At 65.3% G+C, this 24893-nt stretch carries 29 protein-coding genes and 1 pseudogene; 11 read left to right on the top strand and 19 right to left on the bottom strand.

The genetic code is table 11. From position 1 onward, the window contains the following. Positions 1 to 37 precede the first annotated feature (37 nt). Positions 38 to 520 (top strand): pyridoxamine 5'-phosphate oxidase family protein, encoded by a 483-nt coding sequence (locus QFZ33_RS01390; RefSeq protein ID WP_307024169.1) that lies wholly within the window; start codon positions 38 to 40, stop codon positions 518 to 520. Positions 521 to 618: 98 nt separating this feature from the next. Here the strand turns inward: QFZ33_RS01390 and QFZ33_RS01395 are convergent, their stop codons facing one another. The 5 genes from QFZ33_RS01395 to QFZ33_RS01415 all read right to left on the bottom strand — a co-directional run bounded on the left by QFZ33_RS01395 (position 619) and on the right by QFZ33_RS01415 (position 4462). Continuing rightward, positions 619 to 1785 carry a cytochrome P450 gene (locus QFZ33_RS01395; RefSeq protein WP_307024170.1) on the bottom strand — a complete coding sequence of 389 codons (1167 nt, stop codon included), beginning with the start codon at positions 1783 to 1785 and terminating at the stop codon, positions 619 to 621. 49 nt (positions 1786 to 1834) lie between these two features. Beyond that, on the bottom strand, positions 1835 to 2758 hold the full coding sequence (locus QFZ33_RS01400) for an AEC family transporter (protein WP_307024171.1): 924 nt from the start codon (positions 2756 to 2758) through the stop codon (positions 1835 to 1837). 193 nt (positions 2759 to 2951) lie between these two features. Further along, positions 2952 to 3158 (bottom strand): hypothetical protein, encoded by a 207-nt coding sequence (locus QFZ33_RS01405; RefSeq protein WP_307024172.1) that lies wholly within the window; start codon positions 3156 to 3158, stop codon positions 2952 to 2954. Positions 3159 to 3266: 108 nt separating this feature from the next. Next, positions 3267 to 3734, bottom strand: a complete 468-nt coding sequence (locus tag QFZ33_RS01410) for an SRPBCC family protein (protein WP_307024173.1) — start codon at positions 3732 to 3734, stop codon at positions 3267 to 3269. A gap of 104 nt (positions 3735 to 3838) precedes the next feature. Next, entirely contained in the window at positions 3839 to 4462 is a 624-nt protein-coding gene (locus QFZ33_RS01415; protein ID WP_307024174.1) for a hypothetical protein, read from the bottom strand. A gap of 123 nt (positions 4463 to 4585) precedes the next feature. Here QFZ33_RS01415 and QFZ33_RS01420 point away from each other — a divergent pair, with 123 nt between their 5' ends. The 4 genes from QFZ33_RS01420 to QFZ33_RS01435 all read left to right on the top strand — a co-directional run bounded on the left by QFZ33_RS01420 (position 4586) and on the right by QFZ33_RS01435 (position 8312). Further along, positions 4586 to 4963, top strand: a complete 378-nt coding sequence (locus QFZ33_RS01420) for a VOC family protein (RefSeq protein ID WP_307024175.1) — start codon at positions 4586 to 4588, stop codon at positions 4961 to 4963. Positions 4964 to 4969: 6 nt separating this feature from the next. Continuing rightward, on the top strand, positions 4970 to 5992 hold the full coding sequence (locus tag QFZ33_RS01425) for a PHP domain-containing protein (RefSeq protein WP_307024176.1): 1023 nt from the start codon (positions 4970 to 4972) through the stop codon (positions 5990 to 5992). Positions 5993 to 6122: 130 nt separating this feature from the next. Further along, positions 6123 to 7505: an MFS transporter gene (locus QFZ33_RS01430; RefSeq protein ID WP_307024177.1), complete on the top strand. Its 1383-nt coding sequence runs from the start codon at positions 6123 to 6125 to the stop codon at positions 7503 to 7505. A gap of 30 nt (positions 7506 to 7535) precedes the next feature. Continuing rightward, positions 7536 to 8312 carry an SDR family NAD(P)-dependent oxidoreductase gene (locus tag QFZ33_RS01435; protein WP_307024178.1) on the top strand — a complete coding sequence of 259 codons (777 nt, stop codon included), beginning with the start codon at positions 7536 to 7538 and terminating at the stop codon, positions 8310 to 8312. Here QFZ33_RS01435 and QFZ33_RS01440 read toward each other — a convergent pair. Next, positions 8287 to 8457 (bottom strand): 4-hydroxythreonine-4-phosphate dehydrogenase PdxA, encoded by a 171-nt coding sequence (locus tag QFZ33_RS01440; RefSeq protein ID WP_307024179.1) that lies wholly within the window; start codon positions 8455 to 8457, stop codon positions 8287 to 8289. The genes QFZ33_RS01435 and QFZ33_RS01440 overlap by 26 nt on opposite strands. 14 nt (positions 8458 to 8471) lie before the next feature. Here QFZ33_RS01440 and QFZ33_RS01445 point away from each other — a divergent pair. The 4 genes and pseudogenes from QFZ33_RS01445 to QFZ33_RS01460 all read left to right on the top strand — a co-directional run. Then, positions 8472 to 8828 (top strand): annotated as a pseudogene (locus QFZ33_RS01445) (SDR family NAD(P)-dependent oxidoreductase); the annotation flags it as partial. 79 nt (positions 8829 to 8907) lie between these two features. Then, complete coding sequence (locus QFZ33_RS01450; RefSeq protein ID WP_307024181.1) at positions 8908 to 9693, top strand: DeoR/GlpR family DNA-binding transcription regulator; 786 nt, start codon at positions 8908 to 8910, stop codon at positions 9691 to 9693. 44 nt (positions 9694 to 9737) lie between these two features. Then, positions 9738 to 10085: a DUF3846 domain-containing protein gene (locus QFZ33_RS01455; RefSeq protein WP_307024183.1), complete on the top strand. Its 348-nt coding sequence runs from the start codon at positions 9738 to 9740 to the stop codon at positions 10083 to 10085. Positions 10086 to 10128: 43 nt separating this feature from the next. Further along, on the top strand, positions 10129 to 10860 hold the full coding sequence (locus tag QFZ33_RS01460; protein ID WP_307024185.1) for a GAF and ANTAR domain-containing protein: 732 nt from the start codon (positions 10129 to 10131) through the stop codon (positions 10858 to 10860). Positions 10861 to 10885: 25 nt separating this feature from the next. Here QFZ33_RS01460 and QFZ33_RS01465 read toward each other — a convergent pair whose 3' ends face one another. The 6 genes from QFZ33_RS01465 to QFZ33_RS01490 form a co-directional block, all read right to left on the bottom strand. Beyond that, a complete protein-coding gene (locus QFZ33_RS01465; RefSeq protein WP_307031603.1) occupies positions 10886 to 13045 on the bottom strand; it encodes a transglycosylase domain-containing protein in 2160 nt (719 codons plus the stop codon). A 150-nt stretch (positions 13046 to 13195) separates the two neighbouring features. Next, positions 13196 to 13837 carry a DUF3618 domain-containing protein gene (locus tag QFZ33_RS01470; protein ID WP_307024189.1) on the bottom strand — a complete coding sequence of 214 codons (642 nt, stop codon included), beginning with the start codon at positions 13835 to 13837 and terminating at the stop codon, positions 13196 to 13198. Then, positions 13834 to 14265: a phage holin family protein gene (locus tag QFZ33_RS01475; RefSeq protein WP_307024190.1), complete on the bottom strand. Its 432-nt coding sequence runs from the start codon at positions 14263 to 14265 to the stop codon at positions 13834 to 13836. Before QFZ33_RS01475 ends, QFZ33_RS01470 begins: the two co-directional genes overlap by 4 nt. Then, positions 14262 to 15077, bottom strand: coding sequence for a hypothetical protein (locus tag QFZ33_RS01480; protein WP_307024192.1), 816 nt, complete (start codon positions 15075 to 15077; stop codon positions 14262 to 14264). The genes QFZ33_RS01475 and QFZ33_RS01480 overlap by 4 nt, the downstream gene beginning before the upstream one ends. Positions 15078 to 15516: 439 nt before the next feature. Beyond that, positions 15517 to 16230, bottom strand: a complete 714-nt coding sequence (locus QFZ33_RS01485) for a hypothetical protein (protein WP_307024195.1) — start codon at positions 16228 to 16230, stop codon at positions 15517 to 15519. A 122-nt stretch (positions 16231 to 16352) separates the two neighbouring features. After that, positions 16353 to 16946, bottom strand: a complete 594-nt coding sequence (locus tag QFZ33_RS01490; protein WP_307031605.1) for a histidine phosphatase family protein — start codon at positions 16944 to 16946, stop codon at positions 16353 to 16355. 194 nt (positions 16947 to 17140) lie between these two features. On the opposite strand from QFZ33_RS01490, the gene katG reads away from it, so the two are divergent. Then, complete coding sequence (gene katG, locus QFZ33_RS01495) at positions 17141 to 19435, top strand: catalase/peroxidase HPI (protein WP_307024197.1); 2295 nt, start codon at positions 17141 to 17143, stop codon at positions 19433 to 19435. 95 nt (positions 19436 to 19530) lie between these two features. Here the strand turns inward: katG and QFZ33_RS01500 are convergent, their stop codons facing one another. Next, on the bottom strand, positions 19531 to 20133 hold the full coding sequence (locus tag QFZ33_RS01500) for a TetR/AcrR family transcriptional regulator (RefSeq protein WP_307024199.1): 603 nt from the start codon (positions 20131 to 20133) through the stop codon (positions 19531 to 19533). A 98-nt stretch (positions 20134 to 20231) separates the two neighbouring features. Between QFZ33_RS01500 and QFZ33_RS01505 the strand changes: the two genes are divergently transcribed. After that, positions 20232 to 20657, top strand: a complete 426-nt coding sequence (locus tag QFZ33_RS01505) for a hypothetical protein (protein WP_307024201.1) — start codon at positions 20232 to 20234, stop codon at positions 20655 to 20657. 94 nt (positions 20658 to 20751) lie between these two features. On the opposite strand, the gene QFZ33_RS01510 is transcribed toward QFZ33_RS01505, so the two are convergent. From QFZ33_RS01510 to QFZ33_RS01535, 6 genes are all read right to left on the bottom strand, one after another. Then, positions 20752 to 20970, bottom strand: a complete 219-nt coding sequence (locus QFZ33_RS01510; RefSeq protein WP_307024203.1) for a hypothetical protein — start codon at positions 20968 to 20970, stop codon at positions 20752 to 20754. Positions 20971 to 21060: 90 nt separating this feature from the next. After that, complete coding sequence (locus QFZ33_RS01515; protein ID WP_307024206.1) at positions 21061 to 22566, bottom strand: HNH endonuclease; 1506 nt, start codon at positions 22564 to 22566, stop codon at positions 21061 to 21063. Between the two features lie 164 nt (positions 22567 to 22730). Then, on the bottom strand, positions 22731 to 23225 hold the full coding sequence (locus QFZ33_RS01520) for a MarR family winged helix-turn-helix transcriptional regulator (protein WP_307024209.1): 495 nt from the start codon (positions 23223 to 23225) through the stop codon (positions 22731 to 22733). A gap of 21 nt (positions 23226 to 23246) precedes the next feature. Continuing rightward, complete coding sequence (locus QFZ33_RS01525; RefSeq protein WP_307024211.1) at positions 23247 to 23879, bottom strand: hypothetical protein; 633 nt, start codon at positions 23877 to 23879, stop codon at positions 23247 to 23249. A 171-nt stretch (positions 23880 to 24050) separates the two neighbouring features. Further along, positions 24051 to 24353: a DUF4193 domain-containing protein gene (locus QFZ33_RS01530; RefSeq protein ID WP_003802821.1), complete on the bottom strand. Its 303-nt coding sequence runs from the start codon at positions 24351 to 24353 to the stop codon at positions 24051 to 24053. A 108-nt stretch (positions 24354 to 24461) separates the two neighbouring features. After that, positions 24462 to 24671, bottom strand: coding sequence for a hypothetical protein (locus QFZ33_RS01535; protein ID WP_214847561.1), 210 nt, complete (start codon positions 24669 to 24671; stop codon positions 24462 to 24464). Between the last annotated feature and the right edge of the window lie 222 nt (positions 24672 to 24893).

A 24893-nucleotide genomic window follows, 5' to 3' on the forward strand; every position in this document is an offset into this window, starting at 1 on the left:
TCTAAGAGAACGTACTCGAGCAGAACGAGGTGACAGCATGACGGGCACGGAAAGCATCAGCAAGGTCACGGACATCATCAACGATTCCCACATCGGAATGTTCACCACCATCAATGAAGAAGGCGCCCTGGTCAGCCGGCCGCTGGCCGTCCAGGATGTGAAGGACGACGGCGACATGTGGTTCTTCACCGGGGAGGGAACCTCCCAGGTGGCCCACGTGACTGCCGATGCCAGGGTCAACGTGTCCTTCGGCAAGCGGACCGAGTGGGTGTCGGTGGCGGGCACCGCTGAAGTGGTGCGCGATCGGGCCAAGATCCGCGAGCTGTGGAACCAGTCCGTTGAGGCCTGGTTCCCGGACGGGCCGGACACCCCTGAGGTGGTCCTGCTGCGCGTGGACTCCGACTCCGCTGAGTACTGGACCAGCCCCGGCGGCACCGCGGCGACGGTCCTGCAGTGGGTCAAGTCGAGGGTCACCCACAGCCGCATGAGCGTGGGCGAGAGCGGAACCGTGGAACTGTAGATGACGGTGGAGCTGTAGTTCCCGCTGTTTCCGGGCTGCTCGGTCGGCGGGCACTGGAGCAGTTGCGGGTGGCCGGGGTCCAGATGTAGCCGGACGGGTCAAGGGGTTGTCCAGCTGACGGGCAGCTCCTTGACTCCGTAAACGATCGTGCTGTCCATCCGTTCGAGGTGGGTTCCCGGCGTGAGGGCAAGTCCGGGAAGCCGGTCCAGAACGGCCCGCAGCGCAATCCTGGCCTCAAGTCTGGCTAGCCGGGCACCGAGGCAGAAGTGAATGCCGTGGCCGAAGGCGAGATGCCGGTTCGGTCCGCGGTCAATGTCGAACTGTTCGGGATCACGGAACTGCCGCTCGTCGCGGTTGGCCGAACCGATCCACGCCACCAGCGGGGCGGCGGCCGGGACCTGGACGTCGCCCAACCTGGTGCCACCGGCTGTCACCCGGTACATCGACTGGACGGGAGAGCGGTAGCGCAGCACTTCTTCTATTGCCTGGGGGAGCAGGGACAGCTCGGCGCGGAGCCGTTCCGTCGTTCCCGGCGCTTCGGTGAAACAAAGGACCGCGTTGCCAATGAGGTTGGTGGTTGTCTCATTTCCGGCCACGAGCAGCAGACTGCAGAAGCCAAGCAGCTCGGGCACGCTCAGCTTCTGTCCTTCGATCTCGGCCACGAGCAGGTTGCTGATCAGATCACTTCCGGGCTCGCGTCTGCGGCGTTCGATGAGGGCCAGGAAGTACTCTGTCATTTCCCGGTTGGTGGAGCTGTGGTCGGCAGTCTGCGCTCCGGTCTGCGTCTGGCTGACGATCACATCGGACCAGTGCTTGAAGCGGTCGCGGTCCTCGGCGGGGATGCCCATGAGCTCCGCGATCACGATCACCGGCAGCGGGTAGGCCAGCTCGTTGATGAGGTCGGCCGAACCCTTTGGAGCAATCCCGTCCAGCAGTTCCTCCGTCAGTGCCGAGATGCGCGGTGCAAGCCCGTCCACAGCCTTCGGGGTAAACGCCTGGGTCACCAGGGAGCGCAATTGACGGTGCCGGGGAGGATCTGCGGTGATCAAGCTCGCCGCGAACAGCTGGCCCGTCTCTGATGGATCATCGCCTCCCATCCTTGAGGAAAAGGTCCCGTGTTCAGACAGAACCCGCTGGACGTCGTCGTACCGGAAGACATGCCAGCTCCCGGACTGCTCGTCGTGGAAGACGGGAGCGGATTCCCGCATCCGTTCGTACTGCGGGAAGGGATCCAGCGGAGGCCCATCACTGTTCACGAAGTCCATGGCAGAGTTTATTCCGGGAAGGCATCCGCCGTCAGTAGTGTGGCAGGGCTCAACCAAACAGCCAGGCAGCCCCCAGCAGCAGTGGGACTGCCAAGGCCGATGTAATCACCGCGGTGGATTGCGCAAGGTTCCGGCCCACGCCGTACCGGACTGCGTAGAGGACCACGTTCTGGCCGGTGGGAAGGATCGCGCAGGCCGTGACAACGAAGGTGCTGAAGGTATCGAGGTGGAACACAAACACGGCCAGCAGCCAGGCGAGGGCCGGCTGGACGGCCGACTTGAGAATGACGGCGAACAGCGTGGGGACGCGGTCAACTGTGCCTTGGCGCGGTGAGAGGCCGTGGAGCGACATGCCGAAGATGATCAGCATTAGGGGAACCGTCAGCTGGGCCACTAGCTTCAGAGGATCCAGCACCAGGGCAGGAAGTTCAATTCCGGCAGCGCTGACGATGACGCCGAGGATGGCTGCCACCGTGACGGGGTTGCGCAGGGGAGTGGACAGGATGCTCCAAACGGATGTCCTTTTCCCCTCAGGATCGGTCAGGTCCAGGATGGTCAGTGCTACCGGGGTCACGAGTGCCAATTGAAACAGCATGATCGGAGTGACGAACGTGGCACTGCCGAGAATGTACAGGGATAGCGGAACGCCGAGGTTTGTGGAATTGACGATTCCGGTGGCCAGCGCGCCGACTGTGGTGCGCCGGACACCCCACCGGCCGATCGCCCCGCTGAGCGCGAACAGCGCCATGCAGCAAAGTGCCGTGACGACGGAGATGAGGCCTGTCTGGCTGAGGACTTCGGAGATATGCCGCGAAGCGATCGTGGAGAACATCAGGCTTGGCAGCCCGACCATGAAGGTCAGGGTGGACAGCACCTTCGTCCCGTGCGGTCCAAGGGCGTTTGTCCTGGCCAAAATGTAGCCGACGAGCAGGACCATGCCCACCACAAAGAATCCCTTTAAAACTCCGTCCAAGCCGCTGTCCTCAATCTGTTTTCGCCATCACGACGCCAGGCGGAAACCGACTGTTCGGCACGCTGTCTAAGACTATATTTCTTGCGGCAGATCGCCGGACAAGCGTGCGTTATCGGGCCTGACAGAGAAGACGGGCCTCGCCTAAGCGGGAACCCCTCTTCTCTTTTTTGCGGTCAGGACAGATGCCGTCCAGCTACAGCCCGAGGCCCCCAAGCTTGTCGCCCAACCCGCCGGGAAGCTTACCCAGCAGGTCTGCAGGATTGATGCCGAACTGGGAGAGCAGCCCGGCGTGCTGGTCGGTGTCTACCTGGTCCGGCAGCTCATTTTCGGCCTGTGCGGCCTTGTCGTTGTCGCCTCGGGACCTCAGGAATTCGAGGATCTGGGACTTGTCGATCTGCATGGTGTCTCCTTTGCGATTTCCGGAACTGCTAAGGGTGCTTACTACCTTTCCGGAAAAAGGCCCTTCGAACAAGTGCCGGGCAAGAACCCGTGGCCGAGGAACCGCAGACTAAGCCTGCCGGCTCCCGACGACGGAAGCCAGCGACGCCAGGCCCTTCTCGAAGTCGCCTCCCACCATCTTGTCCATGTTCATGAACAGCGCAAAAAGTTTGCCGATGCCCTTGTGCTCACCGACCATGGTCCAGGTGACGCGGGTGCCTCCACCCTCCGGAACGAAAGTAAAGGCAGTGGGGTTGACCGCGCGGAAAGGCTTAGTGAACTCAAGCCGGATCCGAACGACGTCAGCATCCTTCGATTCGACGATCTCCATGGTGCCGGCACCTGCCTTGCGGTTGCCGCTCCAGGCATACTTGGCGCCGACGCCGGATTCCGCGCCGGAGTAGGTCCTCTTCATGTCCGGGTCCACGGACTCCCAAGGCGACCACTTGGGCCACTCGCGAAAGCTGTTGACCAGCGGAAACACGTCCTTGGCCGAGGCGGGGATGACAGTGCTGCGCGTGACTGAGTACGTTGACATGGCCCCATCCTACGGCCGGCTCCTCCAACCGGCCCGCTGCAACCCGAGGGATGCAGCGGGCCTTTGGCCGGGAAAATAGTCCGATTCGGGTGTGTGATGCGGCTTCACCGCCGCCGCATTGTGCCTGTGAAAGGTGCCGGCCGCAGGCTGGCCGGGACTCCCGCTGCGGTTTCCGCGCGGTCCAGCGCCTGGCCGAGGCGATCCACGGCATGCGGATACCCGGAATCCCAGCCAGTTTTCAGCGTCTCCGCCTCCCTCAAGGCCTTCACAAAAGCAGCGGTCTCAGGCCGACCGACGTCCGCAAGGTCCGGATAGCTGACGGCGAGCCCGGGGTCGAGTTCGTAGCGCGCCCAGCGTCCCAGGATCTCTTCATGCACGACGGCGGCCGCCCGGCACAGCGGACCGTCCACCCGCCGGCGCCGTCGGGTTTCGTACCAGGTGAGCAGCGCAGGGCTGCTGCGGTAGGCGGCCATGCCGCTCACCCCCGCCACGGCGGCCAGCGCCAGGCCAGCCAGCGGTGAGGCCACCGCGGGAATGAGCAGGGCCGGTGTGATCACCACCGCTCCGCCGAAAAGGTCCCAGAACAGCAGGTCTGCACTGTCGCCGTTGGACGTCTTTAAGTGGTGGCGCACGACGATAACCGTGCAGGCGACGGCGGCCGCGAGCACTGCGCTCCAGAGGACCAGTTGCAGCAGCCCCAACGGGGCGGCTTCGGAAACTGCGGGCACCACTGCACCTCCCAAGGACGGGCGCTGCCCGGCGATTCGGGCCGCACTTAAATTGCAGCCCCTATCGCGGCGCTGGTCAACGGCTGGTTTGCAGCGACGGCCCTGCGGCGTAGCGTAGGCGCCATGCGACTCAAAATGTGCAGCATCCACGTCCAGGACCCTGCCGCGGCGCACTCCTTCTACACGGAGACCCTCGGCTTCGAGACGCTCATGGCCATGCCCGAGCACAACCTCTTCATCGTCAAGGACCCCGGAGCGGCCTCCGGTGCTGGCCTGCTGCTGGAGCCCAGCGACAACCCCATCGCCTCGGCCTACCGCAATGGACTGTACGACGCCGGGATCCCCGCCATCGTCTTTGGCTCACCGGACGTCCAGGCCGAGTACGAGCGGCTGTCCGCCGCCGGCGTCCAGTTCCGGGGCGAGCCTGCCGAGGACCCCTCCGGAATCTCCGCAGTGTTCGACGACGGCTGCGGCAACTACATCCAGCTGCACCAGGACTAGTACTGAATGGACGCCGCTGACGCCCTCAACGAGATCGCCTTCTGGCTCGAGCGCTCCGCCGCGCCGACGTTCAAGGTCCAGGCCTTCCGGAAGGCGGCCGGAGTCATCAGCGCCCTGACTCCGGACGAGGTGGCGGAGCGCGCCCGTGACGGCAGGCTCAAGCGGACGAAGGGGATCGGGGACACCACCTTCAACGTCATCCGGCAGGCGGTGGACGGCGATGTGCCCGACTATCTGGACAAGCTGCGGCAGGGCGGCGCCAAGCCTCTCGCGGCCGGGGGAGACGGGCTGCGCCCGCTGCTCCGCGGCGACCTGCACAGCCACAGTGACTGGTCCGACGGCGGTTCCCCGCCGGAGCTGATGGCCGACGCCGCCCGGCATTTGGGCCGGGAATACCTTGCCCTGACGGACCACTCGCCGAACCTCAAGATTGCGAACGGGCTGAGTGCCGAGCGGCTCAGCGAGCAGCTGGACGTGGTGGCCGGGCTGAACGGCGAGGCCGACGGCGGCTTCCGGCTGCTGTCCGGCATCGAGGTGGACATCCTGGAAAACGGCGAGCTGGACCAGACGCCGGAGATGCTGGACCGGCTGGACGTGGTGGTGGCCAGCGTGCACTCCAAGCTCCGCTCGGACCGGCGCACCATGACGGAGCGAATGCTCGGTGGCATCGGCGATCCGCACACCAACGTACTGGGCCACTGCACCGGCCGCCTGCTGCAGGGGTCCCGCGGGACCCGTCCCGAGTCCGAATTCGATGCCGAGCGGGTCTTTGCGGCCTGCGCGGAAGCCAATGTCGCCGTCGAAATCAACTCCCGGCCGGAACGGCAGGACCCGCCGGACAACCTGATGCAGCTGGCACTCGAGGCCGGCTGCCTGTTCAGCATCGACAGCGACGCCCACGCGCCGGGGCAGCTCGACTTCCTGCAGTACGGCGCCGAGCGGGCCGAACGCAACAAGGTTCCGGCTGAACGCATCATCACCACGTGGCCGCTGGACCGGCTGCTGGAGTGGCTGAGCAGCAGGAATTAGCGGCGGTCATTAGAGGGGGTGCGCTCGCTCAAGAATTTAGTAAGCATAATGACTATCCGTGGACGGAGTGGTACACCTTAATTGTTCCGTCGAGGAACCGGCGGACCCGTCTCTTCCTGCGAGGTGCACCATGACCGCTATGAATCCGGCGAACCATCTGGGCGAACTGGGCCACCGAACCCTTAGAAAGGTGCGCGGCCGCCTCATGCCGCTCATCGTGCTGCTTTACTTCGTGGCGTACCTGGACCGGAACAACGTGGGTTTTGCCAAGCTGACCATGAGCGAGGACATTGGCCTCAGTGCTGCAGCCTACGGCCTCGGTGCGGGCATGTTCTTCATCGGCTACGCACTGCTGGAAATCCCCAGCAACGCCGGCATGTACCGGTTCGGCGCCCGGAAGTGGATCGCCCGCATCCTGATCTCGTGGGGCATCTTCGCCACGGCCATGGCGCTGGTGAACGGGGAGACCACCTTCTACGTCATCCGCTTCCTGCTCGGCGCGGCCGAGGCCGGCTTCTTCCCGGCCATCCTCTTCTACCTGACGCTGTGGTTCCCCGCCGCGCAGCGCGTGCTCGTGCTGGGCATCTTCATCCTCGCCCAGCCCGTCTCCAACGCGCTCGGTGCCCCGGTGTCCGGCCTTCTGCTCCAGATGGAAGGCGTCGCCGGCCTGCACGGGTGGCAGTGGCTGTACATCATCGAAGGCATCCCGGCCATCCTCCTCGGCCTGCTCACTCCGCTCCTCATGACGGACAAGCCAAGCCACGCCCACTGGCTCGCCGCGGACGAACGGGAATGGCTCACCCGGACTATGGACGAGGAGCTCGCTCACAAGCAAAAAGGCCAGCCGCACCATTTCCTCGCCGGCCTGAAGGATTCCCGGACCATCGCCTACTCCGCTCTGTACTTCGGCCTGGTCTGCGGCATCTACGGCCTGGGCCTGTGGATGCCCACGATCGTCGCCGCGCTCGGCAAGTTCAACACCACGGAGGTGGGCTTCATCGTCGCCATCCCGTACACGATCGCCGCGGTGTTCGTTTACTACTGGGGCAGGCGGTCCGACCGCACCGGCAACCGCGTGCTGCACGCCAGCATCAGCATGGTGATGGCCGCCGTCGGCCTGGTGGCTGCTGGCAGCCTGGTCCAGGTCAACGCCATCCTGGCCCTGATCGCCCTGACCCTCGCGGCCATGGGCATCTACTCCGCCATCGCCCCGTTCCTGGCGATGCCGTCGACCGCGCTGGTGGGAGCGGCGGCCGCCGCCGGCCTCGCCATGGTCAACTCGCTCGGCAACCTGGGTGGCTTCGTGGCTCCGTACATCGTGGGCTTGCTCAATGATGCCACCGGGAACAACCGTTCCGGCCTGATGTTCCTGGCCGCCTGCCTCGCTGTTACCGCCGTCGCCACCTTCCTGTACGCCCGCAAACGTCCCGAAGGGCACGTGAAGCCGGGCACGCACGCTGCTGTCGGTGAAGAGGCGGTGGCCGCCGACGAGTTCGACGACACCAAGTACTGACACCGCAGCAACGACGAGGGGATCACAGACATGACGCACCACGACACGTTCCCGGCCGAACGCACCGCGGTGCTGACCGGGGCCGCTTCCGCACGGGGCATTGGGCGGGCAACGGCGGAAATGCTCGCCAGCCAGGGCTGGTCCGTGGCCATCCTCGATATCGACGGTGACGCTGCACGGCGCGCGGCGGAGGACATCTCCTCGGTGTACGGCGTGGCGGCCAGGGGCGTTGGCGCCGACGTCTCCGACCAGGCCACCGTGAACGCCGCCATCGACGAGGTGGAGGCCAACATGCCGCACATCGTGGCGCTCGCGAACCTCGCCGGCATCAGCTCGCCCACGGAGTTTATGGACGAGACGCTCGAGACCTGGGAGCGGGTGTTCCGGATCAACATGACCGGCACATTCCTGGTCACGCAGCGCGTGCTCCGCGGCATGATCGAACGCAGGCTTGGCCGCGTTGTCAGCGTGTCCTCCATCTCCGCCCAGCGCGGTGGCGGCACCTATTCCAAGGTGGCGTACAGCTCGTCGAAGGCAGCCATCATCGGGTTCACCCGGGCGCTCGCACGGGAGATGGGCCAGCACAACATCACCGTCAACTGCATCGCTCCCGGCCCCGTGGACACTGACATCATGGGCGGCACCCTGACCGACGAACGCAAGGCGGACATGTCCAGGGACATCCTTGTGGGCAGGGTGGGCACGGTCCGCGACATCGCCGCCCTCATGGCGTTCCTGATGGGGGAGGACGCCGGCTACATCACCGCCGCGACCTACGACATCAACGGCGGCCTGCAGATTTCCTAATGCTCAGGCGGCTGCTGGGCTGGGCGACATCTCCCGCCGCCTGGCGCAGCGCCTCGATCATGCTGCGCACGTCCACGATGTCCTTGCCCGCAATGTCGAAGGCCGTGCCGTGGTCAACGGACGTGCGGATGACGGGCAGGCCCACCGTGATGTTGACGCCTGGTCCCGCGGATGCCCGACGGCGGCCGGGTGCTGCTGATCGGGAGCCGGACCTCCACGGGCGCGGCGGGCAAGAGCCAGTACGCGGCCACCAAGGCGGCACTGATGGGCATGGGCCGGACGTGGGCCCAGGAGCTTGCCCCGCGCGGCATCACGGTGAATGTGCTCTCGCCGGGGCCCACGGACACGCCCATGCTGGCCGACCCCGGCCGGGCGGCCACCCCGCCGAAGCTGCCGGCACTCGGCCAGCTGGTGGATCCCGAGGACGTTGCGGCGCTCGCCGGCTTCCTGCTCGGGCCGCACGGAAAGTCCATCACCGAACAGAACTACGTGATCTGCGGTGGCGCCTCGCTGTGAGGCGTGTGCTGTGAGGCGCGTGTTTTGAGGCGCGCAGCCGCCGGACCCCTACGATGGTGACAGCAAAGGAGAGCGACAGATGACCACCGCCAAAACCAGGCGCGAAGAGATCTACCACCTTGCCGTCACCACGGGGCTGGCGTCTGTGGAGGAACTGTCACGGCATTTCCGGGTTACCGCCTCCACCATCCGACGGGACCTGGCGCACCTGAACGAGCAGGGGAAGCTGGCCCGGACCTACGGCGGGGCGGTGGCGCTGGGCGCACACCCCGAACCGTCCCTGCGGCAGCGGACCGGCGAGGCGTACGAGCAGAAGCACGCCATCGCGGCCTGGGCGGCCGCCGAGGTGAAGGACGGCGAGAGCGTCCTACTCGACGGCGGCTCCACTGTCGGTGCCCTGGCGCACGCCCTGCGCGGCCGGGAGAACCTGTCCGTCACCACGCCGGGCATCAACACGCTGCAGGAGCTTGCCGACTCGCCGGGCATCCAGGTGGACTGCCTTGGCGGCCGGTTGCGGGGCGTGAGCCAGACGTTCGTGGGTCCCCTCGCCGAGGCTGCCTTGGAGCGCATGAGCTTTGACCGGGTGTTCCTCGGTGCGGACGCTGTCACCGCCGACGACGGGCTCTGCGAGGCGGACCATGCGCAGACCAGGCTCAAGGAACTCATGGCCCGGCGGGGCGAGGCGGTTTATGTCCTGGCCGACTCCGGCAAGCTGGGGAAGCGCCCATTTCACGCTTGGGCAAAGCTCGCCCTGCCGTGGACCCTGGTGACGGACTCCGGCGCCGATCCGGGCCAGGTGGAGCTGTTCCGGGAGGCCGGCGTGCAGGTGCAGCTGGTGCAGACAAGCCAGCAGGCGTCGGCTTAAGGGAACACCCGCGTGCGGGAATTTGTTATTAACAGTGACCCAAAATGAGCACTGCACATACCGCCTTGATAGTCCCGCCCCGCCTGGGCGAACCCCTCCGGGTCGTACCCGTGGAAGGTCCGGACAGCCTGAAGGACCTGCTCGGGGGAGATTTCGAGTCCGTCGCGCGGGGCGACTGGCACCTTTACCTCAACGCCGAGGGCACCACGGGCGATCTGCCGGCCAATCTCCGCGCAGCGCAACTGATGCATGATTGCGGCCTTGACCTGGCAGGCGCTGCCCGCGGTCCGGCAGTCATCCTCGGCCGCGACGCCAAAGGCAAAGACACCAACATCCCGGAGCACCTGCTCCGCCGAGCAGAAGAACTCTTCGGAACGCCACAGGCAGCCTGAGATCACGGGTACATATTGGCCGATTGGCGTCTAGCATTGTGGAATGACGGAAGCGCACGAAGACACAGCCGTACTTCAGCTGCAGGACATCCTCATCGGGGCCGGTAATGTTGACGGCTTCCTCGACGGGTTGGCTGGCTTCGCCGCATCCACCCTCAGCGGGATGGCGGGAACGGGCGTTGAATGTGCCATCACCTTGAAGCGGCGCAGGCACACTTCCACCGTTGCCGGCAGCAGTGCCCGAGCCATAGAGCTGGACCAGATCGAGCAGCGCGTCGGTGACGGGCCCTGCATCCGGGCGCTCCGAACCATGGCCCCGGAACTGCTTAATGATGTCCAAGCGGATGACCGCTGGCCTGAATACCAGAAGCGGCTCGCAGAGAACGGCGTGTACTCCACGGTGGGTGTTCCCTTGGACATCGGGGAGGGTGCCAGTGCGGCGCTGAACTTCTTCGGCCCCGCGCCGGGTCTTTTCACGGCGGAGCTCTTCGGCAGGGCCGTTGAGTTCGGTGAGATGGCCAGCCGCACGCTCCATCTGTCGGTCAGGATCGGGGCCGCCCAGGCGCGGGCGCAGAACCTTGAGGCTGCCATGCAGAGCCGGACTGCGATCGACGTCGCCTGCGGAGTAATCATGGCCCAGAACAGGTGCTCGCAGAAGGAAGCCATGGACATCCTGGCCAAAGTCTCCAGCAACCGGAACCAGAAGCTGCGCGACGTGGCCGCGGAACTGCTGGGAAGGCTCTCGGGATCAGGTGTGGAGACGCACTTCGAGTAGGTACTTTTCAGCGCGCATCGCGGCGCTACTTGGCCCCTGTGCCGATCATCGACGCCGGGGGCTTGGGGAACGGTTTGGCCGGATACATTTTGGCCACCTTCAGCATATAGTTGGCCCACTGCGGTCCCGCGATCATGTAGCCGTCAATCCGGTCGTAGTGCTTGCCGTTGATGGTGATGTTCCTGCCTGGCCGTTTCTGGCCGTTCAGGGCGTCTCCGAAGAAGGATGCGGTGGTAAGGCCGCTGGTGTAGCCCAGTACCCAGGTGGCACCGTTGCTGTTGTTGGTGCCGGTCTTGGCCGCCACGGGGACCTTGCTCTGGACCTTCGGGTTGATGTAGACGCCTGAACCCTTCTTGAGCACGTCCTGCAGGACCGAGTTCACGCCGCGGGCAATCTGCGGCTCGACGGCGGCGCGGCAAGCCGGCTGCTGGCTGGCCAGCGCCCGACCGGTGAAGTCGGTGACGCGTTGGATGGCAATCGGCGCGCAGTAGCGGCCGTCGGCAGCGAAGGTGGCGAAGGCGGTGGCCATGCTGAGCGGTGACACGGCAGTGCCGCCGAGAATATTGCCCAGCTGATGCATGTTAATCTCTGAGCCGTCCAGCCCGCTTCGCAGGCCCACAGCAGCAACCATTTTATCGATGCCACAGATGTCCAGCTGTGCCACCTCGGCAAACGTGGCCGTGTTGATGGAGTTGTACAGCCCGTAGTTCGCTGGCATTCTGCGGTAGTAGCCCGCTGAAGCGTTCTGCAGATCGTCGGCTGTTTCAAGGCCTGCCGCACGCTGCCTGCTGCTGTAGCCGCCCACCACCTTGGCGCACGAATCCCGCCAGCCGAACCCCAGTGGGTACTCCCGCCGTGTGGCGTCCACCTCCTCGGTGATCTTTCGCCCCTGATGCAGCCACTCGGCAAACGTGAACGGTTTCATGGTGGATCCTGGCTGGAACCCGCCCGCACCGTTAAGGTCATTGCCGTTGCCATCCTTGGCGTCCACGTTGAAGTTCAGCTGGGTATCGAACTTGCCGGGCTGCGGGAGGAACTCCGTGTTCTGCGCCATCGCCAGGATTTTGCCGGTGCCCGGCTGGACCGTCAGCAGGGAAGCTCCCCACTTGCCCGGGTTGGCTCCAGCGGTGGAGTTCACCTGTGACTGCGCCGCCGTCTGCAGCCGGCTGTCCAGCGTGGTGGTGATGGTCAGCCCGCCCCTGAACAGCTTCTGCTCCCGGGCTTCCGTGTCTGCCCCGTAGGCCCGGTTGTTGAGGATCAGGTGGGATACATAGTCGCAGAAATAGGGAGCAATGGCGGCTGCGGCGCAGCCTTGCTTCGAGCTACGGATTTTCAAATCCACGCCCGTGGCCGCGGCGGTGTCATGCTGCTTCTTGTTGATCTTGCCTTGCGCCAGCATGGCGTCCAGGACCAGGTTGCGCCGCTTGAGCGAGTTCTCCGGGTTGCTGACCGGGTCGTAGAGGCTGGGGCTGTTGACGAGCCCTGCCAGCATTGCAGCCTGGGCGAGGCTGAGCTTGCTGGCCGAAACGCTGTAAAATTGCTGCGCGGCCGCCTCGATGCCGTAGGCGCTGCGGTTGAAGAACACGATGTTGAGGTAGCCCTCGAGGATCTGGTCCTTGGTGAATCTCTTTTCCAGCTCGATGGCGAGCTTCATTTCCCGGACCTTGTCGCCAACGGTCTTCTCCCCGCTGAGGACCACCTCGTCCTCACGGCCGGAGGTAATTTTTGCTTCATTGGCTACGTTGGTGACGTACTGCTGGGTGAGGGTGGATGCCCCCTGCCGGTCCCCGCCGGAGACGTTGCTCACCAGGGCCCGCAGGACACCCACGGGGTCGACGCCGCTGTGCTCATAGAACCGGCTGTCCTCGATCGCCACCACGGCGTCCTTGACGTACGGCGACATCTGCTTCAGCGGAACCCGTACCCGGTTTTCCTCGTAGAACGAGGCAATCAGTTTCCCGTCCGACGTCAGGATTCTTGTGGTTTGCGCCGGCGGAAGCACCGCAAGCTCGGAGGGGAGGCCGTTGTAGAAGTTCATCGAGCTGCTAACGGCCGCGCCGGCTGCAGCAATCTGGGGAACGAAGTAGGCGGCAACAAGGGCGCCACAGATGCAACTGAGGACCACGAACCCGAGCAACCTTCCCAAGGCCGTGTGGGATCGCGAAACCAGGCTTTTGCGTACCATCATTGCGGTTCACACCCCAAAAAAGCGTGTCTCCAGAATACGCTTCAGGTGCCGGCCGATCCAGAGCACGACCGAGCCGAAAAGAACGGCCGGCTCGCGTAAAGCGGGCCGGCCGTCGTCGTACTTGGACTCTTTAGAGCGTTATCGCCGTTACGTGTTTTGGACGTGGTCCCTGGCGTCTGTGGCGGTTGCTTTGACGTCGGAGGCGCCGGTTTGGCCTTCTTCCTTGACATGCTGGGCAGCGTCGGTGGCGGTGGCCTTGACGTTTTCCATGGCGTCCTGGGCGGGTTCCTTCCAGCCTTCGGCCATGTCCTTGGCCGCTTCGGTCAGCTGGCTGGTCATCGGTTCGGCCGCGGTCTTGAGGGCGTCGGCGGCTTCGCGTTCCTTCTGGCTGGGCGGGATCAGCGAGGAGACCAGCAGCCCGGCGCCGAAGGCGATCAGCCCGGCGGCGAGGGGGTTGCCCTGGGTTTTGGCGGCGACCTGGTGGGGTGCGTCGGCGATTGCTTCGCCGGCGGTGCTGATGGCGTTCCCGGCGGCGTCGGTGGCCTGGTGGACCCCGCCGCTGGTCGTGTGTGCGGCGTGGTGGAGGCTGCGGGAGGTGCTGTGGGTGGCGTGTTCGGCGGTGCCCATGACTTTTTCCTTTACTCCGAAGACGGCGTCCTTCACCTTGTCCGTTTGGCGGTGGACGATGTTGGAGGGGGTGACCTTGTCGGCGACGGCGTCCACGTTGGTGCCGAGGCGGGTGCGGGTTGCTTCGATGTCGGCGCGGATGGCGTCCGGGTTCTCACTCATCGGTGGTCTCCGTTTGGTTTGAGGGTGGGCGGGATTTCCTTGGCTGTCTCCCTGGTCTGGGGCATGCCCTTGATGGCTTTGAGTTCCTTGCGTCCGATGGAGGCGAGGATCGCGGCGATGATGCCCCAGATGACGGCGACGACGACGGCGGACCAGCCCAGGCCCATCAGCTCGCCGAGGGCGTACCAGAGGGCGATGGAGAGGAACAGGAGCGCGAAGTGCCCGGCGACGCCGGCGCCGGCGACCATGCCGCCGCCCTTGCCCGCGCGGGTGCCGGACTGTTTGAGTTCGGCTTTGGCGAGTTCGATTTCCTGCCCGATAAGGGTGGACAGGTCCCGGGTGACCTCACCGAGGAGGTCACCGAGGGAGGTGGTGTCGGCCTTGGCGTGGGCTTGGGTGGGAGTTGTATCGGGTATCTGGCTGCTCACAGGGGACGACCTCCACCCTCAACATAGGGATCGTCAATGTCCCGCAGCGCTCCTGCCGAGGAACCAGTGGGGAGCGACTGCGTGGAAGCGGGTCCCGTTCCCGAGATGCTCGGCTCGCCAAAGGCGGGTTCGCCGAGGCTGGCCTGGTCGTAGAAGGGCTCGCCCACGCCAGCCGTGATGGTGTTCTCCGTTGCGGCGAGCCGGGCCGGTCGTGGCGAAGCAGTGCCGGTTGCGGTCGGGGTGTCCGGGGCGCCGGCCTGCAGGCTGCGGCCCAGGCGACCGGCAAGGAGGCCCGCGCCGGCCGCGAAGAGCAGGAAGGTGCCGGGGCGCTGGCGGGCAAAGGACTTCACTTCGCCCAGCAGTGAGCCCGGGTCCCGGTTGTCCAGCCAGGAGGCGACCGACTCGGAGCGGTCGGCGGCCTGCCGGATCAGGTCCGAGGCCACACCCTGCTGGTCCGGCGCGTCGGCCATGGTGCGCAGCTGCGAGGAGATGGTGCGGATGCCTTCGGCGGCCTTGGTCTGCTGGGTGCCGGCCTGGCTGGTGAGATCCGATTTTGCCTGGTGCAGCAGATCCTTGGCGCTGTTCTTCGCCTCGTAGGCGACGTTCTTCGCCTCGGACGCGGCCGTCCCCGCCACGTTCTGGGCAGCGCCGGCAGCCTGGCCCGCAACATTCTCGGCCTCATCCTTGGCCACGTCCTTCTTCGAGGTGTCATCGCCCCGGTAGCCGGTGGCGCCTGTGTAGTCGGTGGTGCCCGCGCCGGTGGTGCCCAGGCCGGGAGCGGGCACGCCGGTGCCGTCTGCGTTCTCGGTCATCGTTGCTCTCTTTCCTTGAGGATGAAGAACCAGCGGTGCTGGATCGGCAGCAATCCTGATTACCCGGAAATAGTAAGCACACTTGGTATTTCTTCCGCAAGGGCCGGGAGTCATAATGCAGAAAATTAGTAAGCATGCTTGGCAACAGGTTGCTAAGCATGCTTATCGTGTTCGTGTGCAGCGTCCTGCAGGAGGCGCTGCGAACCTCAAGCACCTGAGATCTAAGAAGACGACGCCATGCTCACTCCGAAAACATTGATGACCTGCTGCAGCGCAACGGAAACGTCTTTCTGAAGACGGAGACAAGATCGGGCCAGTCGGCCAGGTCTACGCCGACGACGACGATGGCCACACGACCTGAGTGACGGTCAAGACCGGACTGTTCGGCACCTCCGAATCCTTTGTCCCGCTCGCGAGCCCATCACAGAACGTTGCTTCCTTACGGCAGGTCGATATTCGTGAGTTCTGACCGCTTGCCGCTTGGTTCCTCGACCAGGACCAGCGAGCTCACCTCGGGGCAGTAGTACTTGTGCTCCCGCGAGTTGAACTCCAGCGGCGTCCAGTCGTCCACCTTCACACAGTCCGTGTAGGTGCCCATGCTCGTTGTAACGGTCTGGCCTGTGGCGATGGTGTCCCGCATATCTTCCGCATGCCCCAGGTAGTACTCCTGCCGGTAGGTGTCGCCCACGCGCTGTTCGGCCTTCATCCATATGCCGGCCTTTGCCCCATCCTGCCCGTGGATAAAGCTGCCGGAATGATCCTGCAGTTTGCCGTCCTTGTAGTTATCAACGTCCTCGCCGAAATACCACACATCGCCGTTCTTGTGCTGTGCCAAGTAGTCCTTGGTCTCCTCGACGAGCTGCCCGTTCTTGAATTCCCTGTCCAGGTAGATGATCGTTTCGACGCCCTCAATGACCCGCTTCTCCGGCACGATCTCAATTTCGATCCTGTCGCCGCCGGTCCCATAGGTCATTTTCTTGCCGACCGGAAGGGCGAAGTACTTATTGGTTATTTTCGTCGTGAAATCCGCCGGCGTGATCTGCGGATTGTAGTCGGCAGCCCTGCTTCTCAAATTATTGAAGTACAAAAATGCCGCCCCGCCAGCGACCAGCAGCAGCACGATGATCCCTAGAATTATGGTTCGTGGCTTCATATCCGGCCCCACTCCTCGTTGAGTAGAAACTCCTTGCCGGTCCGGAGAGCCTGTGCTTGCCCGGGCCATAGGAAAAAGGTAGTCCTGTCGGGCCCCCGGGGACAGAGACAGCAGCAATTTTCCTAGCTGCGGGCGGCCTCCACTACCCGTTCGCCGTTGAAGTATTCGAGCTCCCAGCCGTCGACGGCGTGGTGGTGGGCAAGGTTGAGCACGGCGTTGTCGATGCTTGCGAGGGTGCTGCCGATGGCACGGCCCAGGGACAGGCGGAGGAGCGTGCCGTGGGCGACGACCAAAACGCGCCGTCCGCGGAACTCCTCGGCCAGCGCCTCCAGGGCGGCCAGGCCCCGGGAGCCCGCTTCGTCGTCGCTTTCCGCCCCGCGGAAGCCGCCGGGGATGCGCAGTGCCTCCAGTTCCGGGCCAGCCTGCAGGCCCTCCGCGGGCCCGAAACTGCGCTCGGTGAGCTCCGGCACATGCCGGGCCACTGTGAGTCCGAGGCCGGCGGCGATCAGGTCTGCGGTTTCCGCCGCACGGCTCAGCGGCGAGGATACGACCGTGTCCCACGCCTGCCCGGACAAGACGGCGACGGCGTCGCGCGCCTGGCCGCGGCCGACGTCGTTCAGCGGAATATCGCTGGATCCCTGCAGCCGGCGCTGCGCATTCCAGTCTGTCTGGCCATGGCGGATGAGGGCGAAAGTCGTGAGGGTCATGCCTTCCATTGTGCCCGAGAGGCTCAGGACCTTTCTTCCCGGCGACGCGTTGCCGGCGCGGAGCGCTTCGGCGATGACCTGGCCCGGCACCTGTAGGGAATTGCGAAGAGGGCTCTGGCCGCGCCACCCGATCATGGTCAAATAGGAGGGTTAGACCGGCTGCCCGAGTCCGACCGCGGCCTCGGCCATATGGAAGGAAGCACATGACCGATCGCCAGGACCATCCTCCGGTTCCCACGCCGGGAAGTGCCCAGGGTCTGGACAGCAAGGTTGAGGGCGGCTGCCCGGTTGCCCATGACAGCGCGACCTCGCACGGCAGCGAGAGCGAGAACCCGGCGATCGACTCGCCGCAGCCGAAGGCGCACCGGCCCCGGACGAACGCGGACTGGTGGCCGAACCAACTTGATCTCTCGGTGCTCCATGCGAACCACCCGGCAGGCAACCCGCTCGCCCCCGGCTTCAGTTACCGGGAGGAGTTCCAGAAACTCGATGTCGAGGCGCTGAAGCAGGACATCATTCAGGTCCTGACCACCTCGCAGGACTGGTGGCCGGCGGATTTCGGCCACTACGGCGGCCTGATGATCAGGCTGAGCTGGCACGCTGCCGGCACCTACCGGGTCCACGATGGCCGCGGCGGTGCGGGTGAGGGCAGCCAGCGCTTCGCTCCGCTGAACAGCTGGCCGGATAACGCGAACCTGGACAAGGCCCGGCGGCTGCTGTGGCCCGTGAAGCAGAAGCATGGCCAGAAGATCTCATGGGCCGACCTGCTGGTCCTTGCGGGCAACGTCGCCTTGGAGTCAATGGGCTTCAAGACCTTCGGGTTCGCCTTCGGCCGCGAGGACGTGTGGGAACCCGAGCAGATCTTCTGGGGACCCGAGGACGCCTGGCTGGGCGACGAGCGCTACATCGGCGAAGGTGCCATGGCGGAGGAGGTAGGTTCCACGGAGATGGGCCTGATCTACGTCAACCCCGAGGGCCCGATGGGCAACCCGGATCCCAAGCTCGCTGCGGCGTTTATCCGCGAGACCTTCAAACGGATGGCGATGAACGACGAGGAGACCTTCGCACTGATCGCCGGCGGGCACACGTTCGGCAAGACCCACGGCGCCGGTGATGCCGACGCGCACGTGGGCCCCGAGCCGGAGGCCGCGAACCTGGAGGAACAGGGTCTGGGCTGGATCAGCACGCACGGCAGCGGCAGGGGAGGCGACACGATCACCTCCGGGCTCGAGGTCACCTGGACCGACCGGCCGACGGAGTGGAGCAACCGCTTCCTGGAGATCCTGTTCGAATACGAGTGGGAACTCACCAAGAGCCCGGCCGGCGCCCACCAGTGGGTTGCCAAAGATGCCCCGCAGATCATTCCGGACGCGCACAATCCCGAGAAGAAGCACCGGCCGACCATGCTGACCACGGACCTGTCACTGCGCTTCGACCCGGCCTACGAGGAAATCGGGCGGCGCTTCCTGGGAAACCCGGACGAGTTCGCGCTGGCGTTCGCCAAGGCCTGGTACAAACTGCTGCACCGCGACATGGGTCCGGTGGGCCCGCACCTGCTCGGACCCTGGGTCCCGGAGCCGCAGCTCTGGCAGGACCCGATCCCGGCGGCGGACCACGAGCTGATCAGCGAACAGGACATCGCGTCCCTCAAGGCCCAGCTCTTGGACTCGGGCCTCTCCGTTTCCCAGCTCGTCACCACGGCGTGGGCCGCGGCGTCCACCTACCGCAAGACCGACAAGCGCGGCGGCGTCAACGGCGCCCGCATCCGCCTGGAGCCCCAGCGCGGCTGGGAGGTCAACCAGCCCGGGCAGCTGGAGGCCGCGCTGCAGGCGATCGAGGCCGTGCAGCAGCAGTTCAACAGCGGCCAGAGCGGTGGCAGGAAGGTCTCGCTGGCGGACCTGATCGTCCTCGGCGGCTGCGCGGCCGTGGAGAAAGCCTCGAGCGACGCGGGCTTCAACATTACTGTGCCGTTCCGGCCAGGCCGGACGGACGCCTCCCAGGACCAGACCGACGTCGAGTCATTCCAGTACCTGCAGCCGCGGGCGGACGGGTTCCGCAACTACGTGCGCCCCGGTGAGAAGCTTCCCCCGGAAACCCTCCTGCTCGATAAGGCTTACCTGCTGGATCTCTCCGCACCGGAGATGACCGCGCTCATCGGTGGCATGCGTGCCCTCGGCGGCAACGTGGGCGGCTCCGCGCATGGTGTGCTTACCGACCGGCCCCAGGTCCTGACGAACGACTTCTTCGTCAACCTGCTCGCACCGGGCACCCGGTGGAAGGCTTCGGAGGCGGAGGAGAACGTCTACGAGATCAGCGATGTGGCTACGGGCGAGCTGAAGTGGACCGCTACACCGGTCGACCTGGTCTTCGGCTCCAACTCCCAGCTTCGGGCGGTGGCCGAGGTCTACGCGAGCGACGACGCCAGGGAGAAGTTCGTCAACGACTTCGTCGCGGCGTGGGTGAAGGTCATGGAGCTCGACCGCTTCGACCTGCGCTGACGCAGTCATCCGGGGCCGGCCGCGGATGCGGCCGGCCCTGAAGATCTACAACCAGGCGCTAACCGCCGTCGCTGGTTGTTGATCCTGAGGTAAAACTATGCCGGCAAATGTTTGGGCCGGTGGTCGGCAATTAGTCCGCTGGCCATATGCCGGGCGCGGCGGGCGGACAGCTTGTCACCTTCGGCGGCGGCAATGATCGAGCCCTTCATGAGGATGTGCCAGGAGAGGGCGAATGCCTCGGAGTCATCCAGGCCCGCTTCCTCGGCCAGGAGCCGCACCTGTTGGCGGATCCTGCCCAGGTACCCGATGCTCGCCTGCCCCAGGGGATGCTCGGGCCCCATCTCCAGCAGCACTTTTACGAAGGAACACGCTTCGAAGTCATCGTCCTGGAACCACTGGTCGTAAACGTCGAAGATGGCCAGCAACTGGTCCTCAGGGTTATCGGCCCTGCTCCGGGCTTCCGGTACCACCGATCCGAGCATCCACAGCTCGTCGCGGCGCTTCAGAAAGGCCAGCGCCACATCGTCCTTCGACGGGAAATGCCGGTAGAACGTCGCCTTGGCGACGCCCGAGGCGCGGATCAGCTCGTCGACCCCGACGTCGCGGATCCCGCGGTGGGCAAACAGTCTGTAGGCGGTGACCACAATACGGGTGCGGACGTCATCAGGATTTTCAAGGTTATCTGCGACTGTCCTCATGCCAACAAATTCTACCTTTCGGAGGCAATTTTCTTCCGGGCACCGCCGTCGGACTCTGACTGAGAGATTTTTTATACAGGTACCGCAGGTTTGGTCCCGTGCGCGTGGCGATCATCTGGTCCGCTCTGACCGCGGCCGCCGTCTACTCCTTTGGGGCACACCTGCCGCTGATCGCCACGTACGTTCTGGTCTTCGCTGCCGGTGTGTTCCTCGTCAGCGCGCAGACCATGGTGTACGCCGCCGTCGCCCACGTGTATCCCACGGCGAGCCGGGCCACAGCTATCGGCCGGACCACGGGCATCGGCCGGTTCGGCGCGGTTTTCGGCCCGCGGATGGGCGGCCAGCTGCTCCGGCAACCAGAGTTGGGGTTTCGGCATCTTTGCCGTGGCCGCGCTGGTGGCCACCGCGACGCCGCTGGTGTTGAAGCTGGTCCTGGCGCGCACCGCGCCGCCGGTGCAGGCGAAGGACGACGACGGTGCGAGCCGGCTGGACGTCGTCGACGCCGGCTAAGTGTGGATTATTGAGCAACGCCGACTAGCCGGAGCCACCTTACGGCGGCGTCCGACCGGCGTCGTCAAAAGGGACCGGGCAGGTGGGGTGACCCATCTGCCCCGTCATTCACAACGGCTTGTTCACGTCGCTTTCCGCCTCCGGGTCCTCGGCCTCCCCGTAGTGGGTGGCAGCAGCGAGCCCGGCCACTTGCTGGTCCGCGTTGGTCTGGCCCGGAGGCAGCCTCTTCCCCTCGCCGTCTTGTGCCTGCTGGTCAGCGCCGGGCACTACGTCTTCCCTCAGGTGTGGATCGCGGGGCAAGTCGGAGCTGTCTTCCTTGTCCATCATGGACTCAGGGAAGCAGGTACGTCGCGCTGCCACAGGGCAGGGCTGGGCCGTGGACCCAGTCCTAACGATCCGGCACCAGGCGCCATTCCCCTAAAAGGGCGGAGGTTCTGGTGCGGTGGCGTGATCCGGTGGTTTCAGTGTTGGTTCCGGTGGCTCGACTGGGTGGCCGCGCATGCCGAAAGGTGCTGGTTCGGTAACGTAGGCCCGTCCCAGCGGTGAATGCCAGCTGAGGTTGCCCGCGCCGGCGTGCGTGTAGGTCCAAGCGCCGATGGACTTCAGTGCATGGTGTCTTCGGCAGAGCATTGCCAGGTTGCCGGCGTCGGTGGTGCCACCGTCCTGCCATTCGATGGTGTGGTCAGGTTCGCAGGCGGTGGCCCGGCGGGTGCATCCCGGGAAGCGGCAGGTCCCGTCCCGGCAGTTCAGGTACCGGCGAAGCGCCTGCGGTGGACGGTAGGCCGTGCGGCCCACGCCCAGGGCCTGGCCGGTGGTGCAGTCTGTGAAGAGCCGCTGCCATGTGGGCGCCAAGACAGCCATGCGCCGGGCCGTGGCAGCATCGATTGGGCCGTAGCCCTGGAGCTCAGCCAGTTCGAGCTCAGCTGTTCCAAGTGACCCTGCTTGGAGCCCAGCCGTTTCCAGTTCACCTGTGGAGAGCGCCTCGGACCAATGGACGCCGTCACCGAGGACCTGTCCGACGGGAATGGTCACCACAACCTCGGCACGGAATGCCCCGGACTCTGGTTCATCAGATGCGCCCAGAAAACGGTAGGTGAATGCATCAGCGCGCAACTCGGACAGCGTGTGGTGGTCGGGAGCAGTGCCGGCCCCAGGAACGTCTCTGGGGTCTGCAGCCCGTGTGCTGGCCTGCCGTGCATCGTGGTCGAGCCCATTGAAAAGCGCCAGCCCGATTTCCGCTGTCAGGCGTGCGGTGAGGGTGCACATGCCGTCGGGTTCGGCCGAGAACCAGACGCCGCGCTCACGCTGGGCAGACTCTCTGCGGGCCTCGAGGCTTTCGGGGTGAAGGCGCTCGCGCAGCCGCCGCAGGCATGTCCGCAATTCGGCTGGGGTGCGGAGGCGGCCTTGCCGGGTCCGTGTGCGTCGCAGGGCAAGCCGCGAGAATTTTTCGGCCTGTTCGGCGGGGAGGGATCGGGCCTGGTCGAGGATGATCCGGGCGTGCGCCTCGGAGATTTCCCCGTCTTGGACCGCCTCGAGGACCTCCCATTGGGACGCCGTCAGGTCCGCGGCATCGTTCAGCCAGCGTGCGGCGGTGCTTTCCGAGAGGGCAGAGGCGGTGGACACTTCACTGACGGCCAGCGCATGGGCTTCCTCCCCGCCGAACCGTACCGGCTGGTTTTCTTGGCGCCGGGGAGATTCTTCGCCGATCGCTTCTTCGACCCGTGCAAGGGCGCTCAATTTCATGGCTGTTGCCCACGCGATGAGCCGGTCGGACGACCCCACCAGACCGAGGGCCTCGTCGGCTGTGAGGAACGACGGCAGCGGAACGCTCAGGGTGCCGGCTAGCAGTGAATCCTCCAGGTCCGTGAAGGCGACAGCTGGAACCCACGTCTCGTCATCGGTGACGAACGCCTGGACCTCCATGCCGCGCCTCCTTCCGGAAATCCTTGCCCTCTGAACTCTTTGCCCGGCATCCCCTAACCCGACACTCCCAGACTAGGCGGAGGGTGCGACATTTTGAGGAGGCCATGGTCCGGGGCCGCAAGTGCCCGTTCGCGCCGAGGCAGTTTCGCGCTTGGCGGCGGTAACTAGGCCGTTGCTTCGTCTTCCACGTTGGGGTCAGCCTGGAGCGTGTGATCGATCTGCGCGGATTCGATGAGCTGCGTCATGGCAACGTGGATGTCCTCCGCCTGGGCACGGGTGAGGCCTAGTTTGGCGAGCATGGTGCCGGGCACGCCCATTGCTTTGTCGCGGAGCGCGGCTCCTTCGGGGGTCAGGCCGACGGCAAGGGAACGTTCATCGCCGGGAACGCGGCGGCGGGTGACATATCCCAAGGCTTCGAGCCGCTTGAGCAAGGGGGACAGGGTGGCCGGGACCAGGAGGAGTGCGTCGCTGATTTCCTTGACGGAACGCGGACTCTTCTCCCACAGTGCGAGCATCACCAGGTACTGCGGGTGGGTCAGGTTCAGCTCCTGCAGCACGGGCCGGTAGGCGCCGATGACGGTGCGCGAGGCGACAGCCAGAGCGAAGCAGAGCTGCCGCTCGAGCAGGAGGTCTTCGTCGCTTCCTGAAGGGGAAGTCATGAAGCCATGATATCGAAGTGCCTACGGGAACTGGCGAGGAAGAGGAACGCCGCGAACAGGACCAGGTGGATGGCTCCCTGCAGTCGGGTGGCGCGGCCCTGCACAACGGTGATTCGTCAGGCCGATGCTGTGTAGGTGGCCTTTTTGGTGGGCGTGGGGCCATGCAGGTCGTCCTCGCCGTCCCTTGGCGACAGGACAGGAAGGAAAAAGTGGCGGTGGCGGACAGTGGGTCAACACAAACACGCCGTAAAGCGACAACGAAGCCACGGCCGCGAAGCCCAGCTGAAGGGGAGAAAACTCAGGTCCGGGCCGCGACGACGTGAAGGTCGGCAGGACCAGCGTCAGGGTAGCCAGCGTGGTGACCACGGCCAGGGCGGCACCCGCTCCCTCCGGGTTGAACCGTGGGATGCCATACCTGCGGGCGCCCACGAGCAGGGCAATCCCGACGATGCCGTTGGCCGTGATCATGACGGCGGCGAAGACGGTGTCCCGCGCCAGCGAATGGCTCCCCTCGCCACCGGATGCGATCAAGGTGACAATGAGGGCCACCTCGATGACGGTAACGGCAACCGCAAGCACGAGCGAACCGAAGGGCTCGCCGATGCGCTCGGCCACCACTTCGGCGTGATGCACCGCCGCCAGGACGGCTCCCACTAGAACCGCCCCGCGATGGCGCCAGCCAACACCGGCCCGGGAGAAACTCCCCACGTCACGGCCAGCACGATCAGGCCGACGACGGGAACAACGGCGGTCCAGGACGATCGGAGCCGGGCCAGCACAGCGATATCTTCTCAGTGCTGGCCCTGTAGGACTAGCCCTCCAGTACTAGCCCTCACACTCCGAGCAGTATTTCTTGCCGTCCTTTTCCCGCGCGAGCTGGCTGCGGTGGTGGACCAGGAAGCAGGACATACAGGTGAACTCGTCCTCCTGCACCGGAACAACCTGGATCAGCAGCTCTTCGTGCGACAGGTCGGCACCGGGAAGGTCGATGCCTTCGGCGGTGTCGGCCTCTTCGACATCAAGCAGGGCAGTTTGGGATCCGCCCTGCCGGGACTGGATGGCCTCCAGGGATTCGTTGGCCGGCTGGTCCTCTTGGGCCACGCGAGGGGCGTCGTAGTCAGTTGCCATGGTTTTTACTCCTTCGGCTGAGCGCCGGTCGGCGCACATTCGCAGGGGTCAACGAGCGGGCGCCGTCAGGTATTCCCGGATACCGGGGACGGTTAAGGTCCCCACAGTTTAGAGGATGATTTCGCGGGTCGTGCCGAACGGAACCTGGTCGGAAAGCGTGGCGGTGTAGCTTCCGGGCCTGTTGCGCGTGACGATGATGCCGTGGGTCCCGGTGAGCATGGCCTCTTCCTGCAGGTTCTTGACGGCGGCATCGAGCCTCTCGTCCAGGATCTGGCGGTCATTTACATGGATATCGATGGTCTTGGTGGTGCTGGGCATAGTCGTCCTTTGGGCTGTTCAAAGTTCCGGGATGTTCAGATTCTTGGACCGCTCACTAGGCGGCAGGGCGCTCCGGGATCTCTGCGCACGCAGTGCCTGCCGGATGCCATATATGCGGGCCTGTAGGCCGCTGGTGCACCGCCCCCACGGGCTCTGATGGAAGCCTGTCCACGCGTACGGTGTCGCGTGCATCATGTTCGGTGCTCTGCGTAAAAGTAGACC

The organism is Arthrobacter globiformis, from assembly GCF_030815865.1.
Classification (GTDB): Bacteria; Actinomycetota; Actinomycetes; order Actinomycetales; family Micrococcaceae; genus Arthrobacter; species Arthrobacter globiformis_B.

Excerpts from the sequence above, each read along its gene's own strand:
- QFZ33_RS01460 (WP_307024185.1), top strand. The coding sequence starts at position 10,129 with ATGACGGAAGCGCACGAAGACACAGCCGTACTTCAGCTGCAGGACATC.
- katG (WP_307024197.1), top strand. The coding sequence starts at position 17,141 with ATGACCGATCGCCAGGACCATCCTCCGGTTCCCACGCCGGGAAGTGCC.
- QFZ33_RS01535 (WP_214847561.1), bottom strand. The coding sequence starts at position 24,671 with ATGCCCAGCACCACCAAGACCATCGATATCCATGTAAATGACCGCCAG.
- QFZ33_RS01450 (WP_307024181.1), top strand. The coding sequence starts at position 8,908 with ATGACCACCGCCAAAACCAGGCGCGAAGAGATCTACCACCTTGCCGTC.
- QFZ33_RS01515 (WP_307024206.1), bottom strand. The coding sequence starts at position 22,566 with ATGGAGGTCCAGGCGTTCGTCACCGATGACGAGACGTGGGTTCCAGCT.
- QFZ33_RS01485 (WP_307024195.1), bottom strand. The coding sequence starts at position 16,230 with ATGAAGCCACGAACCATAATTCTAGGGATCATCGTGCTGCTGCTGGTC.
- QFZ33_RS01410 (WP_307024173.1), bottom strand. The coding sequence starts at position 3,734 with ATGTCAACGTACTCAGTCACGCGCAGCACTGTCATCCCCGCCTCGGCC.
- QFZ33_RS01430 (WP_307024177.1), top strand. The coding sequence starts at position 6,123 with ATGACCGCTATGAATCCGGCGAACCATCTGGGCGAACTGGGCCACCGA.
- QFZ33_RS01480 (WP_307024192.1), bottom strand. The coding sequence starts at position 15,077 with ATGACCGAGAACGCAGACGGCACCGGCGTGCCCGCTCCCGGCCTGGGC.
- QFZ33_RS01420 (WP_307024175.1), top strand. The coding sequence starts at position 4,586 with ATGCGACTCAAAATGTGCAGCATCCACGTCCAGGACCCTGCCGCGGCG.
- QFZ33_RS01455 (WP_307024183.1), top strand. The coding sequence starts at position 9,738 with ATGAGCACTGCACATACCGCCTTGATAGTCCCGCCCCGCCTGGGCGAA.
- QFZ33_RS01390 (WP_307024169.1), top strand. The coding sequence starts at position 38 with ATGACGGGCACGGAAAGCATCAGCAAGGTCACGGACATCATCAACGAT.
- QFZ33_RS01520 (WP_307024209.1), bottom strand. The coding sequence starts at position 23,225 with ATGACTTCCCCTTCAGGAAGCGACGAAGACCTCCTGCTCGAGCGGCAG.
- QFZ33_RS01395 (WP_307024170.1), bottom strand. The coding sequence starts at position 1,785 with ATGGACTTCGTGAACAGTGATGGGCCTCCGCTGGATCCCTTCCCGCAG.
- QFZ33_RS01490 (WP_307031605.1), bottom strand. The coding sequence starts at position 16,946 with ATGGAAGGCATGACCCTCACGACTTTCGCCCTCATCCGCCATGGCCAG.
- QFZ33_RS01510 (WP_307024203.1), bottom strand. The coding sequence starts at position 20,970 with ATGATGGACAAGGAAGACAGCTCCGACTTGCCCCGCGATCCACACCTG.
- QFZ33_RS01530 (WP_003802821.1), bottom strand. The coding sequence starts at position 24,353 with ATGGCAACTGACTACGACGCCCCTCGCGTGGCCCAAGAGGACCAGCCG.
- QFZ33_RS01425 (WP_307024176.1), top strand. The coding sequence starts at position 4,970 with ATGGACGCCGCTGACGCCCTCAACGAGATCGCCTTCTGGCTCGAGCGC.
- QFZ33_RS01500 (WP_307024199.1), bottom strand. The coding sequence starts at position 20,133 with ATGAGGACAGTCGCAGATAACCTTGAAAATCCTGATGACGTCCGCACC.
- QFZ33_RS01465 (WP_307031603.1), bottom strand. The coding sequence starts at position 13,045 with ATGGTACGCAAAAGCCTGGTTTCGCGATCCCACACGGCCTTGGGAAGG.
- QFZ33_RS01470 (WP_307024189.1), bottom strand. The coding sequence starts at position 13,837 with ATGAGTGAGAACCCGGACGCCATCCGCGCCGACATCGAAGCAACCCGC.
- QFZ33_RS01405 (WP_307024172.1), bottom strand. The coding sequence starts at position 3,158 with ATGCAGATCGACAAGTCCCAGATCCTCGAATTCCTGAGGTCCCGAGGC.
- QFZ33_RS01435 (WP_307024178.1), top strand. The coding sequence starts at position 7,536 with ATGACGCACCACGACACGTTCCCGGCCGAACGCACCGCGGTGCTGACC.